Source organism: Citricoccus sp. CH26A (assembly GCF_000224415.1).
Lineage (GTDB): Bacteria > Actinomycetota > Actinomycetes > Actinomycetales > Micrococcaceae > Citricoccus.
On the sequence record NZ_AFXQ01000002.1, the window covers coordinates 105,717 to 120,301 of the forward strand.

Here is a 14,585-nt window from a genome sequence, read left to right on the forward strand (position 1 = left end):
CATTCGTCACACCTGCCTGGTTGGTGGCACACCGGTGGGGGACTTCGCCGCCCGATCTGGCCGAGCGCTCGACAGGTCCGTTCCTGCGTGCGGGGTCCTGTGGCGGTCGTGGCTCGTCGGTCTCGAAGTCAGGCGCCGAACAGGGCGCTCGTCAACGCTGTCTCGGCGGTGAGGTCGAGGCTGTTGGCGGATCTGCCGACCGCGACCTTGTAGGTGCCTGCGGCAATGCGCCACTTGCCGGCGGTGCCGTCGAAGCGCGCCAGGAGCCGCGGTTCGGCATTCAGCGTGACCCGGTGCGATTCGCCGGGCTGGAGGTGCACGCGTTCGAAGCCGAGCAGCCGCCGCCGCTGATCGCCGGCCGCCTCGGTGAGGTACAACTGCGGTATGTCGGCACCGGGCCTGTCGCCGGTGTTGGTCACGGTGAACGCCGCCGTGACCGTGTCGCCGCCGGTGACCTTCAGGTCGCTGTACTTGAAGACGGTATAGCTGAGCCCGTGGCCGAATGCGTACATCGGTGTCGCCCCGGTCTTGGTGAACCAGCGGTAGCCGACCTCGGCGCCCTCGTTGTATTCGATCGTCACAGCGGTGCCCCAGGGCGTCCCCAGTCCGGGCAGTTCTGGCCGGGGTGTCTGCTCAAGGCCCTCCGGAAAGGTGACCGGCAGGCGTCCGGACGGGTTGACCGCACCGGTGAGCACTTCGGCGATCGCCTGCCCGCCGGCCTGTCCCGGATACCATGCCTGCAGGATCGCCGCCACCTTGTCACGCCATGGCATGGACACCGGGTTTCCGGTCTCCAGGACGACCATCGTGTTCGGGTTGGCCGAGGCGACTGCGTCAATGACCGCGTCCTGGCCCCACGGCAAGGAGAGATCGGCGTTGTCGAACCCCTCTCCCTCGACGCGGATCCCGAAGGCGATCACCACATCGGAGCGCTTCGCCGTCAAGGCAGCCTCTGCCGGCGTGTACCCGGGGTCGAAGTCGATGTGCGCATGAGGCAGGGCCTTGGCCAGCTCCTCGAGCGGAGAGGGCGGGAACAGGAACAGGTTGCGGTGCTTGCCCATGACGCCTGCTCCGCCGATCTTGATCACGCCGGCAAAGCCGCCCACCGGGGCCACCGCACCCGAACCGGTACCACTGATGACACCGAGTTGCGCGTAACCTCCGATAACCGCGATCTTCAGGGGCCTGTCCGGTGGGATCGGCAACACACCGTTGTTCTTCAGCAGCACGATTCCCTGCCGGGCCCCTTCCAGGGCGATCCGCTGGTGCTGCGCCATGTCAACGTCCGGAGCTGGTCCCCATCGGTCGACACCCACCGCGAACAGCGACCGCAGGATGCGGCGCACCATGTCCGACAGCCGGTCCGCGGGCAGCTCGCCGCGGGCATGGGCCTCCCTGAGTTCGTCAGTGAAGGGTTGCCTGCCCCACAACAACGTGTCGGCCTGGAGACCGGACTCCTGGTCGAGGCCCTTGAGCGCGAATTGCCACTGCGGGGTTGCCCCCCAGTCGGACATCACATACCCCGGATAGTCCCAGGCCCCTTTGAGGACCTCGTTGAGCAGGTGCTGGTTGCCGCCGGCGTACTCGCCATTGATCTTGTTGTAGCCGCTCATGATCGCGCCGGGCTGGGAGCGTTCGATGGCGATCTGGAAGGTCAGCAGATCCGATTCTCGGTGCGCGTCGGGGTCGATGATGGCATCCAGCCAGTGGCGGTTGGTCTCGTTGCAGTTCAGCGAGTAGTGCTTCAGCGTCGAGATGACGCCCTGGCGTTGGATGCCCTGGACCTGCGCGGCCGCGAGCACCGCGCTCAGGTACGGATCTTCGGAGTAGTACTCGAAATTGCGGCCATTGCGCGGGTCCCGCGCCAGATTGCAGCCACCGGCGAGCTGGACATTGAACCCCCGGTCCCGCGCCTCGCGGCCAATCGCCCCGCCTCCCTCCCGCACCAGTTGCGGGTTGAAGCTCGACCCCAACGCAATCAAGGACGGGAACGCCGTCGCGCCCTTGTCCTGCGGCCGGTAGCCGGGGTTGGTCACGCCCATGCTGGCATCACTGCTCTGAATCGCGGGAATCCCCAGACGCGGCACCCCGGGGGTGTACCCCGCGCTCATCATGACGTCTTCAGGGATGCGAGGATCGCGCGTGCTGGCCGCCGCACTTCCCGGTACAGCACCAAGGACACTGATGACGAGCGAGAACCGCTCATCATCGGTCATCTGCTCCTCGGTCTCTCGTGCCCTGCGGTCCGCCGCGGAATCCACCCTCCCGGCGTCCGGATTCACCTCCACGACCTCGCCTCCTCGACATGTGGTCGGTCGATCATTCGGCTGGTCATCGGCGGGGGCGGGGCCAGCAGGGCCCGGTCACCATTCCGCTTCAGCGCCTGACGCGTTGCTCAGAGGTGGGGTTCCCCCCAGGCCAGGTACTGGGCATGAGGCCCCTGAACGTCCTCCACGTCACAGTCCGGCATGGGAAGTTCCCCGGCTCGTGAGTTCATGCGGACCCGTATCAAGTCTGAGTCGGCTCCACAGGACATCGCAAGCGTTGAGGCACAACCTTCACCGCGGCCTGAAGGGCGCCGCGGGAAACCCGCGCAGGGCGGCAACATCGGCGGGGGCGGTGAGCCACGATGATCCTGGTCTCGGCGGGCGGGAACACGGTGCCGGCGCCCACCCCGGCGGGTCCGGTCTGGGAGCCCTGGCGGACCTGGCGCCCGGGATCAACCGGTCAGGCCTGCTCCGGGCCCCCGGGCAACAGGGCCTCGACGGCGTCGGCCCAGGCCCGCCGGTCGGCGGCGTCCCCGGTCCCGCCTCCCGCGTCCGGGTCCAGTAGGCCGGCCACCGTCCAGTCCGGGTGGTCGGTGCCGTCGGCGTGCGCGGGCCGCCGCACCGGGACTCCGGCCTCCTCGGCGATCAGGGCGCCGGCGGACCAGTCATGCTCCTGGATGCCGAACTCGGCGTAGGCGTCCAGGGTGCCGTCGGCCACCATGCACAGGTCCAGGGCGGCCGAGCCGATCCGCCGCACGTCCCCGAAGTGCGTCAGGATGGCCGCGAGGGCGCGCAACTGGAAGTCGCGGCGCGCCCCGGCATAGCCGAAGCCGCTGGCCAGGAGCCGGCCGGACCGGCCCAAGACCGGGCCATGGAGGCGGACCGGCTCCCCCGAGGTCCCGGTGACGGCGTCGTCCACGGTGGAGAACGCGCCCTGGCCCGCGGCCGCGTACCAGCTGCGGCCCAGGGCGGGGGCGACGACGGCGCCGGCCAGCCAGCGCACCCCCTCGTCCCCGTCCTCCCCGGGGCCCTCGACGGCCACCGAGGTGCAGAACTGCGGGATGGCGCGGATGAAGTTCGTGGTCCCGTCCAGCGGGTCGATGGACCACCGGTATCCCGAGGGGGTGGCCGGTTCGGTGTGCCCGTACTCCTCCCCCGAGATCGCGTCGTGCGGGCGGTAGGCGGTGATGACCTCGCGGACGGCCTGTTCGGCCCGGCGGTCGTAGTCGGTGACCCAGTCCGAACCGGAGCTCTTGGTGTCCGCGCCCAGGTCCTGGCGCGTGGCCGGGGTCGGGCTCAGGGGCCGCTCGGCCAGTACGGCCGCTCCCGCCCGGGCCGCGGCCCGGGCCACGGCCAGCAGTCCGCGGCTCATCGCTGCTCCTCGTTGTCGGTCATGGTGTCCTCTCCATCGGTGTCGGGGTCCTCGTGGGCGGCGGGGTCTTGCACGGCCGCCGGTCCCTCGGCCAGCAGCCGGATGAAGCCGGCCTCGTCCAGGACCGGGACCTTCAGGGACTCGGCCTTGTCCAGCTTGGAACCGGCGTTCTCGCCGGCCACGAGGAAGTCGGTCTTCTTGGACACCGAACCGGAGGCCTTGCCGCCGCGGACGATGATGGCCTCCTTGGCGGAGTCACGGCTGAATTCCTCCAGCGACCCGGTGACCACCACGGTCAGGCCCTCCAGGGTGCGCGGGGTGTCCTCGTCCTGTTCGTCCTCCATCACGACGCCGGCATCGTGCCAGCGTTCGACGATCTCCGCGTGCCAGTCCTCGCCGAACCACTCGATGACGGCCTCGGCGATGATCGGGCCGACCCCGTCGACGTCGGCCAGGCGCTGTTGGGCGGCGGCGCGGGCCTCCTCGGCACTCAGCCCCTCGGGAACCGTGGTGACCAGGTCTGCCAGCGCCCGCATGGAGCCGAAGGCGGTGGCCAGGGACCGGGCCGCCGTCGGGCCGACGTGCCGGATGGACAGGGCCACCAGAACGCGCCAGAGCGGCTGCGACTTGGCCTTCTCGAGCTCGTCGAAGAGCTTGAGGGTGTTCGCTGTGGGTTCCGAGGGCTTCTTCGCGGTGCCCTGGGTCCAGAAGTACGGCTTCAGCTCCCACTGGCCGGAGGGGACCATCCTGCCGTCCACGCGCTTGCGCTTCTCCCGCCAGACCCGCACCTCGCCCAGCCGGCGGCGCAGGTCGTCCCGGAGCCCATCGTCCTGGGGGTGGACCAGGTCGAAGAGCTGGGCGTCGGAGGTGAGGACGCCGGGCCCCTCGGGGCGGACACGGCCCCCGTTCTCGGCGGGGTCCGGGCCGGGGCCGTTGGTCAGCCAGAGCGCGGCCTCCTCGCCCAGGGCCTCGATGTCGAAGGCACCGCGGGAGGCGGCGTGCTCGATGCGGCCGGTGAGCTGGGCGGGGCAGGTGCGCGCGTTGGGGCAGCGCAGGTCCACGTCGCCCTCCTTGGCCGGGGCCAGGGTGGTGCCGCACGACGGGCACTCGGTGGGCATCACGAACTCGCGCAGCGCGGCCTCCGGTCCGGTGCCGACCTCCTTGCCCTCGCGCAGGGGCAGGACGGGCCCGACGATCTCCGGGATGACGTCCCCCGCCTTGCGCAGCACCACCGTGTCCCCGATGAGCACGTTCTTGGCCCTCACCACGTCCTGGTTGTGCAGGGTGGCCATGGACACGGTGGACCCGGCGACGACCACCGGCTCCATCAGCGCGTAGGGGGTGACACGGCCGGTGCGGCCCACGTTGACCCGGATGTCCAGCAGCCGGGTGTGGACCTCCTCTGGGGGGTACTTGTACGCGGCGGCCCACCGGGGCACCCTCGAGGTGTGGCCCAGGGCCCGCTGCAGGGCGAAGGAGTCGACCTTGATGACGATCCCGTCGATCTCGTGGACCAGGTCGTGGCGCTTCTGGCCGTGGTCCTCGATGAAGGCGAGGATGCCGCCGTCGGGGCTTCCGTCCTCGCCGTCCAGTCCCTCCACGATCCGCGTGTAGGGGCTCGTCGGCAGGCCCCAGCCGGCGAGCAGCTCGTAGGTGGCGTGCTGGGAGCCGGCCTCCAGGCCGGAGTGGGCGCCGATGCCGTGGACGAACATGCTCAGTGGACGCTTGGCGGTCTCCGCGGGGTCCTTCTGGCGCAGGGACCCGGCCGCGGAGTTGCGCGGGTTGGCGAACGGGGCGAGGCCGGCCTCGGCCCGTTGCTGGTTGAAGGCCCGGAAGTCGGAGGTGGGCATGAAGATCTCCCCGCGGACCTCCATCTCGGCCGGCCAGCCGGATCCGGAGAGCTGTTGCGGGATGTCCTTGATGGTCATCACGTTGTGGGTGACGTCCTCACCCGTGGTGCCGTCACCGCGGGTGGCGGCACGGACCAGCCGGCCGTCGCGGTAGAGCAGGTTCACGGCCAGGCCGTCGATCTTGACCTCGACGAGCCAGCGCGGCGTGGTGCCCGGGGCGATGGCCTCGATGGAGGCCGAGGTCTTCGCGTACCAGGACCGCAGCTCCTCGATGGAGAACAGGTCGTCGAGGGAGTACATCCGGGCCAGGTGGGTGACCGGGGCGAAGGCGGTGGACACCTCGCCGCCGACCTCCTGGGTCGGCGAGTCGTTGGAGACGATCTCGGGGTGCAGGGCCTCGAGGTCCTCGAGGCTGCGGTAGAGCGCGTCGTACTCGGCGTCCGAGACCAGCGGGGCGTCGTTCTGGTAGTACGCGACGCGGTGCTTGCGGACCTCGTCCACGAGGTGCTCGTACCTCTCCCGCAGGGCCTCGGTGGGGATGTCCCCGGCCTCGGGCTGGACGGAGGCGTCGACCTCGGGATCTCGGTCCATCTGCTGCGTGCTCACCGCTCCAGCCTAGGACGCCTCCACGCTCTCCGGGCGCCGACGCGGCGCGCGTCATGCCCGGGACCGGTGAGGACCGAGAGCTGACGCAGGCGATGACGTCCTACACGGTCTACGAGGACGCGATCCCGGAGTCCCTGCCGGGCCTGTGAACCGGGCGGTTCAACCACCCCGTTCCGCGGCGGGAGTGGCCGTCCCCAGCACTTGCCCGTCCGCGTCCAGGGCCTCCACGGCCAGGTACGGGTCCTGGCCGGTGACCGGGATCGCGGTCTCGAAGCCGTCCCGGGCGACCGTGGCCTGTTGCACGGCGCCTCCCCGGTCCGCGCCGGCCAGCAGCCGCCACTGCGCCACCTCGGTGGCCCCGTTCCAGGAGGCGTAGGCGATGCGCCCGCCGTCCTCCTGCCGGACGGCCACGTCCGGATCGGACGCCGGCCGCCCCTCCCAGTCGAACGCGTAGGCGCGGTAGCTGCCGCCACCGCCCTCGTAGCCCTCGCCGTAGCACTCGTCCCCGTGGCAGGTGTCCACGACCAGTTCTCCGTCCGGGGTGTACCGGGAGTAGAACGGCCGGGCGCCCCAGCCGATGTGCATGCCGCCGTCCGGCAGTTGCTGGGCGTTGGCCATGCTGCTGGCCTTCCGTTCGGCGGGCGGCAGGTATTCGGTGACCACCTCGGCCGTCATCGCCTCCTCGTCCAGGGCCAGGCGCAGACCGCGGGAGGAGGCGTCGTCCTCGTGACCACCCGCGTGGTTGTCCAGCAGTGTCAGGGTGCCGTCCGGGGCGCGCCGGGCGTCGTGCTGCCAGGCGAAGGAGGCGCCCTCGCCCATCCGGAAGTCGCCCGCGGAGCCGCCCAGGGTCCAGTCCACCTCCCCGGTGCCGCGCTCGATCCGGTAGACGGCGCTGGTGTGCCGAGCGGAGACCAGCAGCGCACCGTCCCGGTCCTCGGCAATCGAGTTGATGTGGAAGTAGTCGAAGGGCTCGTCCCGGGTGCCGAGCCGCCGGGCCTGGGTCCCCTCCTCCGCGGCCTCCTCGGCGACCTCCGCCTGCTCCCGCGCGAAGTCCAGCACGGTCTCGGTCAGGGGGACGTGGTCCAGGGCGCTCCACTCGAACCGGACCTCGCCGGTGGCGATGTCGACCTCCTGGATCACGGCGTCCTCGACGTACCCGTGACGAGGTCCGCCCACCTCGCCGAGGTCCGCCGGGGTGACCACGTAGGCGCCGATGAGCATGGTGCCCTCGGGCGTGATGGTCGAGTCGTGGAAGTCGGCCTGACCGGGGCCCAGCGAACCGCCCGTCGTCACCCGGGCGATCTCCTCGTAGGACCCGTCGAGCACGAGGATCTCCCCGTCGCCCCGGCCCTGCTCACTGGTGCCCCGGTAGACCGTCAGGACGGGTTCGCCGCGGTACGCCTGGACGCGCAGGTCGAAGTACTCGTCGTCCTCGACGTCCTCTCGGGAGGGACTCATCCACACGAGTTCACCGTGGGCGTCGAGGATGACGGCACCGTCCGAGGGCGTCTCGGTCCCGTAGTTGGGGGTCAGGAAGGTGAACTGCCCGGCTATCGCGTGTTCGTCGGACCACGCCGGCCCCTCGGTGAGTCTCACGGCCGGCGGCAACAGGTCCGGGCGGCTGACGAAATCCTGGTGCGGGACCGGTTGCGCACCGGGATCGTTCCCCGGTTCCTGCCCGGACCCGGGGTCCGGGCCCGGCAGGCACGCCGAGACCGCAGCGGCGAACGCGGCCACCGCGAGCATGGCGAGCCAGCCCCGGCGGACCGATCCGCGCCGCACGACCGACCTGTCCCGCACCCCTCAGTGTCTACCGGAGGCCCCGGCGCCGGACCAAGGTCCGGCGGGCGCCGCGATCTCAGTCCTCCTCGGCGCCGTGCGCCTGGTCCAGCAGCGTCAGGTCGTCCGCGGTGACCAGATGCGAGGTCACGGCGTGTTCGACCAGGCGGGTGCGCCGGTTGGTGGCCAGCCGGCCCCCTCCCCCGCGCAGGCCGGCCACGCCCACCCGGTCGAGCTTGTCGCAGACGTTGTCCAGCTTCCGGTTGAACCGGGTGAGCGGCCAGCCCAGTCGCTGGGCGGCGCTGGCGGAGGACGGGACGGTGGAGAACCCGGTCCCCCCGCGCCGCAGGATCGGTTCGGCGAGCGCCACGATGACGGCCTTCTGCGACGGGGTGAAGAGCACCGGGCCGATGGTCGTCTCCCCCACCCCCTCGGTCCCGTTCGACTGGTGCAGGAAGGACGGGTTCTTCAGGTGGACGGAGAACTCGTAGGTGGTCGGGCCCGCCGTGAAGACCACGTTGAGCTGGCCGAACACCAGCGGTATGCGCGAGCCCGGCGAGACCCAGGCCTGCATGCCGCCGGACGCGTCGGCCACGGTGGCGGAGATCATCGACCCCACGTTGGTCAACCACCACAGCCCGTCGATCTGCCGGATCTCCATGAACCGGCGGTGCAGGTAGGGGTTGTCGTCGATCTCGAGGTCTCCCTCACGACCGATCGTGAACACCGCGTGCGGTGAGACCTCGTACCATTCCCCGACGAAGCAGACCGTCAGCTCGTCGGCCCCCGTGCCGCTCCGCGGCGGTTGCCGCTGTCCCGGCCGATCCGGCCGTCCTCCGCCGTCCTGTGCGACGCTCCCGCCAGCATCCATCGTCGGTTCCCCCTCCATGATGTCCCCCGTCCTGTGTCCTGCCGTCCTGGTGCCCGTCCGGGGCACCGCGGTCACTCCACGCACCCCACCGCCGGATCCGACTGCTTGCCGTTGGCGCGCACCACCACGACCTCGATGCAGGTGCGGTCCTGCTCCAGGACCGGTGTGGTGGCGGAGGTCTTCTCGGCGGTGGTGATCCTGCCCTTGCCGGTGGCGGTGGTGGTCCGCCAGAGGTACTCGTCACCCTGCGTCGGCTCCGGGTTCGTCCAGGTGAACACCGCGTCCTGCCCCTGACGGGTACCGGACACCCCCTCGGCCGCACGCACCGGTCGCTCCGGTTCCGGCAGCGGCAGGGCCGGGGACTCGGAGATCATCGTGGGCGCGGTGTGCGGGACGGGACGGGACGAGAGGCTGCCGGCCAGCCACACGGCCGCGGCCACCCCGAGGACCAGCACCACGAGCGAGGCGATGATCCCCGTCCTGTTCTCGGTCACCCATGCCATGGCCGGGGACGCCCCGGACCTCTCCTCGACGCGGTGAGCGGTGGTGCCGTCGGGTTCCCACTCCCCGCCGGCCTCGGGATAACGGCGCGACGGCGCCCGGACCCCGGCCAGGTCGCCGCCGATCCGCCCGCCCATGATCGTGGGATCGTCATCCGCGGACGTGCCGGCCGGCGTCGAGCCCACGTGTCCCCGGGTGCCGCGGCCGGGCCGGATGACGGTGGCGTCGTCGACGTCGTCCGCGGCGGGGCGCCCCGGTGCGGCGGCGGGGGGCATCGGCGGGAAGAGCCGCGAGGTGTCCGTGGCGCCGCGGTCCGGGTCGATCGAGACGACCTGGCGCACACGGGTGGCCTCGCCGCCCTCCTCGACCGCGTCGCCCTCGGCCTCCAGGGACCCGGACTCGTCCATCACCTCGAAGGGGGTGACGGACAGGCCCAGCTCGGACTGGACCCGTTGCAGGGCCAGCGCCAGGGCGTGGGCGGAGGGGAAGCGCGAGACCGGGTTTTTGGCCATCGCGGTGGCCAGCACCAGTTCCAGGGAGGCGGGCAGGTCCGCACGGTTCAGGGGCGGCAGGGGCGCCCTGCCGATCCGGGAGACCAGTTCCCGCTGTGAGTTGTCCGCCCCGGGCCGCACGAACGGGGACCGGCCGGCGAGCAGCGTGTAGAGGGTGGCTCCGAGGGACCACACGTCCATGGCCACCCCGTCCGGGGACCCGCCGGTGAAGGCCTCCGGCGCGGACCAGGGGATGGACATGCCGGCGTCCTCGTCCAGCATGTCCGTGGTGCCGGAGATGCCGAAGTCGGTCAGGGCGGGCCGGTTGTAGTCGGTCGTCAGGATGTTGGCCGGCTTGATGTCCCGGTGCACGATCCCGGCCCGGTGCGCCGTCTCCACGGCCGAGGACACCTGGACGCCGAGGGCCAGGACCTCGTCCACGCCCAGCCGCGAACGCCGGTAACGGATGTCCAGCGAGGGCCGGGAGCAGTACTCCATGGCCAGGTAGGAGTGGCCGTCCTCGGTGACGTCCGCCTCGTAGATCGTGACGATGTACGGGTGTGAGGACAACTGGGCCATGAGGTTGGCCTCGGACTCGAACGACTGGCGGGCGCGCTCGGTCCGCAACCCGGCGAGCAGCACCTTGACGGCCACCTTGCGCCGGGGCCGGTCCTGTTCGTACAGGTAGACGTCCGAGAACCCACCGGATCCGAGCAGGCTGAGGTACCGGTACCCGGCGATCTGCGGAGGCGGCGCCGGGGGACGCTTAGAGCTCACGGAATCGCCTCGAACCGCAGGGAGACGCCGTCACCGAGGTCGGCGATGTCCCCGTCCAGGACCATGACGGCCTCGCCCTGGCCCAACCGGCGGGGGCGGCGCCCTCGCGGATCAGGACGGTGCCGTTGGTGGCCTTGAGGTCTCGCAGCTGCACGTGCCAGCCCTCGAGGACCACCTCGCAGTGGGAGCGGGAGATGTCCCCGTGGGGACTGCGGACCTGGATCATCCGCGGCATGGTGCCCGACCCCACGCGGTGGGCCTGCGGCTGGCGGCCGATGACCACCGGCCGGTCCAGCTCCAGCACCTCGCCCGTGGACATCCGGATCCGGCCCAGGGCCGGACGGCGAACCTGGCGGGCCTCTCCCCCCAGCGACTGCCCGCAACGCGCGCAGGTGCTGGACGTGGGCGGGTTGGCGTGCCCGATGGAGCACTGCCGCGCCAGGACCATGGGTCCGGTCGCGGGAGACGCCGGGGCCTCGGGCACGGCCGGGCCCACGGTCTCGACGCCGGCCAGGTCCAGGTCCGACCTCATGACGGTCTCACCGTCGTGGTCCGGGTCCGCGGGCACGGCCGTCGGGATCCCCGGTGCGGGTTCCGATGGGGGTGCGGGGGTCCGGTCGGCGGGTGTCGGACCGGCCGCGGCCAGCGCGGCCGCCGACGGGGACAGCACGGTGTCGGCATCGACATCGTCCTCGGGATGCGCCCCCAGGGTGCCCGCACGGCCCGGTTCGGCGGGGACGGTCGGCACGGGGGATCCCCCGTCCGGCCGGCCCTCATCCGGCCGTCCCCAGTCCGGCCCTCCCGCACCCGGCTGCTCCGGGGCGGGGACGGCGCGCCGGGCCGCGGCGAGCCACGGGACCGAGTCGATGAGCTCCTGGGGTTCGGGCGCCCGGGAGGCCGGCCGGACCGGTGCTGACGCGGCGGACGCTGCGGACGCGGGGGCCGGGTCGGCGACCGTGCCGCGCTCGACGTCCTCCCCGGGGCCGGTCTCGGACGGTGCCTCGACGTCGGTCTCCTCGCGTGACGCCGTCCCGTCCTCGGCCGGCTGGACCAGGGTGGTCCGGCCGGAGGACTCCGGTGCGTCGGAGGCGGAGGGCGATGACAGGTACTCGGCGGTGTCCGGGGCGATGGTCATGTCGATGTCGGACTCCCCGTCCGGCTGCTCGCCCAGCGAGGGTGCCGCGTGACCCGCGCCGTCCTCCCCGTCCTCGGTCACCGCGCCGTCCCTCACGTCGGCGGACTCCGCGGGAGGGACCGGGTCCGTTGCCCGCCCCGGTTCCGACGGGGCTCCCGGGCCGGTCAGGGGGGCCGCGGGAGTCGGGGCCGCGCTCGGCGCGAGGTGGTCGGCCGCCCGGCGTTCCGGGCAGGGCTCGGGGTTCCCGGATGCGGCGGACACCAGGTCGGCCTGGAGGGCCGCCAACCGCACGGCGCCGGCCTCCAGCGGGAGGTCCTCCGCATCGGGCAGGGCGTCGTCCACGAGCAGTTCGAAGGAACGGACCCCGGGGACGATCCGCTCGGCCCAGGTCGAGACCCCGGTCCCGCTCAGCCGGGTCTCGATGTCGTCCACTCCGGTCATCCGCAGGTGGACGTCCCCGCGCAGGATGGCGTGCACGTCCTGGCCCGCGTAGGAGACGATGGCGAACGCGGGCATCCCCGTCAGGTCCAGGCGGCCGGAGAGGACGGTGGCGAGCAGGTGCTCCACCCCGGGGTCCCGGCCAGCAGGTCCCAGAGGACGGCGGCGGTCTCCTCGCTGGCGTCCGCGGGCAGGGCCACCAGGGACCGGCCCCGGACCAGCCCGAGCCACGGCCCGGCGCTGTAGCGGACCATCACGGTCGCTGTCATGGTCGTTCCCCTCCCCCGTCGCCCGGACCGGTGCCGCCCGTCGCGGCGTCCGAGGTGCCGGCGTCGCCATCACCCGAGACGCCGCCGACCAGCGTTCCGGTCTCGCCGGACCCGAACCGGGGCCGGGTGGTCTGCTGCTCCTCGGAGTGGAGGGCCCGGGGCGAGGTGATGCTGCGGTCCTCCTCGGCCTCGGTGTCCTCCACGTCGACCACGATGACCGTGATGTTGTCCCGGCCGCCGCCGCGCAGGGCACTGCGGATCAGCGCGTCCACCGCGTCCTGCGGCGCGTGGTGGGCGGTGAGCTCCCGCAGGATCTCGTCGTCGTCCACCTCGGAGGTCAGTCCGTCCGAGCAGATCATCAGTCGGTCCCCGTCATGGACCGGGAGCATCCAGAAGTCCGCCTCCGACGCCTCACCGGTGCCCAGGGCCCGGGTGATCACGTGCCGGCGGGGATGGTGCCGGGCCTCCTGGCTGCTCAGGTAGCCCGCGTCCACCATCTCCTGGACCTCGGAGTGGTCCACGCTGACCTGGCCGAACCGTCCCTCGGACATCCGGTAGATGCGGGAGTCACCCACGTTGAACACCATCCAGTACAGCCCCTGCCGCTCCCGCACGATCGCGGCCCCCGCCAGGGTGGTCCCCGCCCGCGAGTCCGCGACCCTGCGGATGGCGTCGTCCGAGGCGACCATCAGGTGCTGCAGTTGCTCGGCCGTGAGGTCGTCCCGGACCTGCTTGACCCCCGAGGCGAGGGTCTCCACGCAGATCCTGCTGGCCACCTCGCCGGCCTCGTGTCCGCCCATGCCGTCCGCCACGGCGAACAGGTTCCCGGTGACCACCAGGGAGTCCTCGTTCAGTTGCCGTCGCAGTCCACGATGGGTGCCGAACCCGTAGTTCAGGCGGAAGGGTCTCTGGGGCGCGTCGATGGCAGTCTCCAGGGTCATGCAGCGGACACCGTGAAGGAGCGGTCGCCGAAGTGGACGGTGGTCCCCACCGGGGCCAGCACGGGCTGGCCCGGTTCCAGCCGCCGGCGCTGCCCGCCGCGCGGGGTGATGCCGGAGCCGTTGGTGGAGTTGCGGTCGGTCACCCAGACGCCGGCGGAGTCCACCGTCAGGTGCAGGTGAGTCTTGGACACGGACCGCCCCATGTCCGCGAACGGGATGAGCAGGTCCACGGTCTCGCCGGCGGCCGCGGAGGGATTGCGTCCCACCAGGGCGGATCCGGAGAGCTCGTGGTCCTGGCCGTCGTCGAAGCGCAGCCTCACCGCGGCGGGTCCGGCGGGCCGGCTGCGCAGCTGGGTGGAGCCCAGCTCCTCGTCCGGGTCCGCGGCCGATCCGGCGCCACCCACGAGGATGACCCGGTCCTCCCGGTACCCCGAGGAGTGGCCGGAGCCGGCGGGCACGGGCGTCCGCGGGGCGGCGGTCGGTGCCGCGGTGGGGCGCACGGTCGCCGCGTGGGCGGGTTCCGGCCGGACGGTCCCGGGCTCGGGGGCCGACGTCGGCGCCGGCGGCGTGGCCGTTGACGGCGGGGCGGGCCGGTTGTCCGGGGACGACGGGCCGGACGCGTCGGGGGACGGGCTCCGCCCGTCCCCCGGGACGGTGGTGATGGGCCCGGCCGCGGCCGCGGTGAACGCGGGCCAGCGGGTCAGGGCCGGGGCGGTCATCCCGGTCTCGGGGTGGCCGGGGTCTCCGGGGCTCAGGGCGCCGGGGGCGAACGTGGACGGTCCGAACAGTCCGCCGGTGGTCAGCGGGTTGCGTCCCGTGTGCACGTCCAGCACGAGGGTGCGCGCCACCTTGTCGTGCCAGCCCTGGCGCTGGTGGTTGGTGTCCCAGGTGTTCGACAGCAGCATGAGCACCGGCCCGACCACCGGCACCAGCCCGCTGACCCCGATCAGCACGGAGCGCAGGAAGATCGGCCCCCAGCCGGCGGGCGTGCCCTCCTCGGAGGTGATGCGCAGCCCGAGGAGCAGGTGACCCGGCGTCTTGCCGGCCGAGGCCTGCCAGCCCCACAGCCAGACCGCATAGGCCAGGGACAGCACGCCGGCGATGAGCATGCCCAGCCAGAGGGTGACCAGCGCGTCCTGCCGGGCGCTGCCGGCCCCGGTCAGGACCGCCGGGACGGTGACCGCGTAGACCACGCCCACGGCCACCGCGGGGATGATCTGGTCGATCAGCCAGGCCGCCAGCCGTTTTCCGGCCGGTGCGTTGACCAGGTTGAGGGTTCTCTGCACGG

The 14,585-nt window shown here is 72.2% G+C and carries 10 protein-coding genes; all 10 read right to left on the reverse strand.

Translation table 11 applies throughout. The features are described from left to right. Positions 1–128 precede the first annotated feature (128 nt). Positions 129–2,216, reverse strand: coding sequence for a beta-glucosidase (locus CITRI_RS0101800; RefSeq protein ID WP_029138959.1), 2,088 nt, complete (start codon positions 2,214–2,216; stop codon positions 129–131). Positions 2,217–2,727: 511 nt separating this feature from the next. Next, positions 2,728–3,639: an inositol monophosphatase family protein gene (locus CITRI_RS0101805; protein ID WP_010142849.1), complete on the reverse strand. Its 912-nt coding sequence runs from the start codon at positions 3,637–3,639 to the stop codon at positions 2,728–2,730. Then, positions 3,636–6,080 carry an NAD-dependent DNA ligase LigA gene (gene ligA, locus CITRI_RS0101810; RefSeq protein ID WP_050813554.1) on the reverse strand — a complete coding sequence of 815 codons (2,445 nt, stop codon included), beginning with the start codon at positions 6,078–6,080 and terminating at the stop codon, positions 3,636–3,638. The genes CITRI_RS0101805 and ligA overlap by 4 nt, the downstream gene beginning before the upstream one ends. Before the next feature lie 174 nt (positions 6,081–6,254). Further along, entirely contained in the window at positions 6,255–7,895 is a 1,641-nt protein-coding gene (locus CITRI_RS15860; RefSeq protein ID WP_050813546.1) for an arylsulfotransferase family protein, read from the reverse strand. Positions 7,896–7,953: 58 nt separating this feature from the next. Next, positions 7,954–8,763: a hypothetical protein gene (locus tag CITRI_RS0101825; protein WP_010142852.1), complete on the reverse strand. Its 810-nt coding sequence runs from the start codon at positions 8,761–8,763 to the stop codon at positions 7,954–7,956. 53 nt (positions 8,764–8,816) lie between these two features. Then, positions 8,817–10,514, reverse strand: a complete 1,698-nt coding sequence (locus CITRI_RS0101830; protein WP_010142853.1) for a serine/threonine-protein kinase — start codon at positions 10,512–10,514, stop codon at positions 8,817–8,819. Then, positions 10,504–12,216, reverse strand: a complete 1,713-nt coding sequence (locus tag CITRI_RS0101835; protein WP_010142854.1) for an FHA domain-containing protein — start codon at positions 12,214–12,216, stop codon at positions 10,504–10,506. The genes CITRI_RS0101830 and CITRI_RS0101835 overlap by 11 nt, the downstream gene beginning before the upstream one ends. Beyond that, positions 12,171–12,356, reverse strand: a complete 186-nt coding sequence (locus CITRI_RS19535) for a hypothetical protein (RefSeq protein WP_157998891.1) — start codon at positions 12,354–12,356, stop codon at positions 12,171–12,173. Before CITRI_RS19535 ends, CITRI_RS0101835 begins: the two co-directional genes overlap by 46 nt. Beyond that, the gene (locus CITRI_RS0101845; RefSeq protein WP_010142855.1) at positions 12,353–13,297 is read right to left on the reverse strand and encodes a PP2C family serine/threonine-protein phosphatase; all 945 of its coding nucleotides are present in this window, start codon (positions 13,295–13,297) and stop codon (positions 12,353–12,355) included. The genes CITRI_RS19535 and CITRI_RS0101845 overlap by 4 nt, the downstream gene beginning before the upstream one ends. Beyond that, the gene (locus CITRI_RS20450; protein WP_010142856.1) at positions 13,294–14,583 is read right to left on the reverse strand and encodes an RDD family protein; all 1,290 of its coding nucleotides are present in this window, start codon (positions 14,581–14,583) and stop codon (positions 13,294–13,296) included. The genes CITRI_RS0101845 and CITRI_RS20450 overlap by 4 nt, the downstream gene beginning before the upstream one ends. Positions 14,584–14,585 lie beyond the last annotated feature (2 nt).

Bases quoted from the DNA above. Each gene is read 5' to 3' on its own strand.
- ligA (WP_050813554.1), bottom strand. From the start codon at position 6,080: ATGGACCGAGATCCCGAGGTCGACGCCTCCGTCCAGCCCGAGGCCGGG.
- CITRI_RS0101825 (WP_010142852.1), bottom strand. From the start codon at position 8,763: ATGGAGGGGGAACCGACGATGGATGCTGGCGGGAGCGTCGCACAGGAC.
- CITRI_RS0101805 (WP_010142849.1), bottom strand. From the start codon at position 3,639: ATGAGCCGCGGACTGCTGGCCGTGGCCCGGGCCGCGGCCCGGGCGGGA.
- CITRI_RS0101800 (WP_029138959.1), bottom strand. From the start codon at position 2,216: ATGACCGATGATGAGCGGTTCTCGCTCGTCATCAGTGTCCTTGGTGCT.
- CITRI_RS0101845 (WP_010142855.1), bottom strand. From the start codon at position 13,297: ATGACCCTGGAGACTGCCATCGACGCGCCCCAGAGACCCTTCCGCCTG.
- CITRI_RS19535 (WP_157998891.1), bottom strand. From the start codon at position 12,356: ATGACAGCGACCGTGATGGTCCGCTACAGCGCCGGGCCGTGGCTCGGG.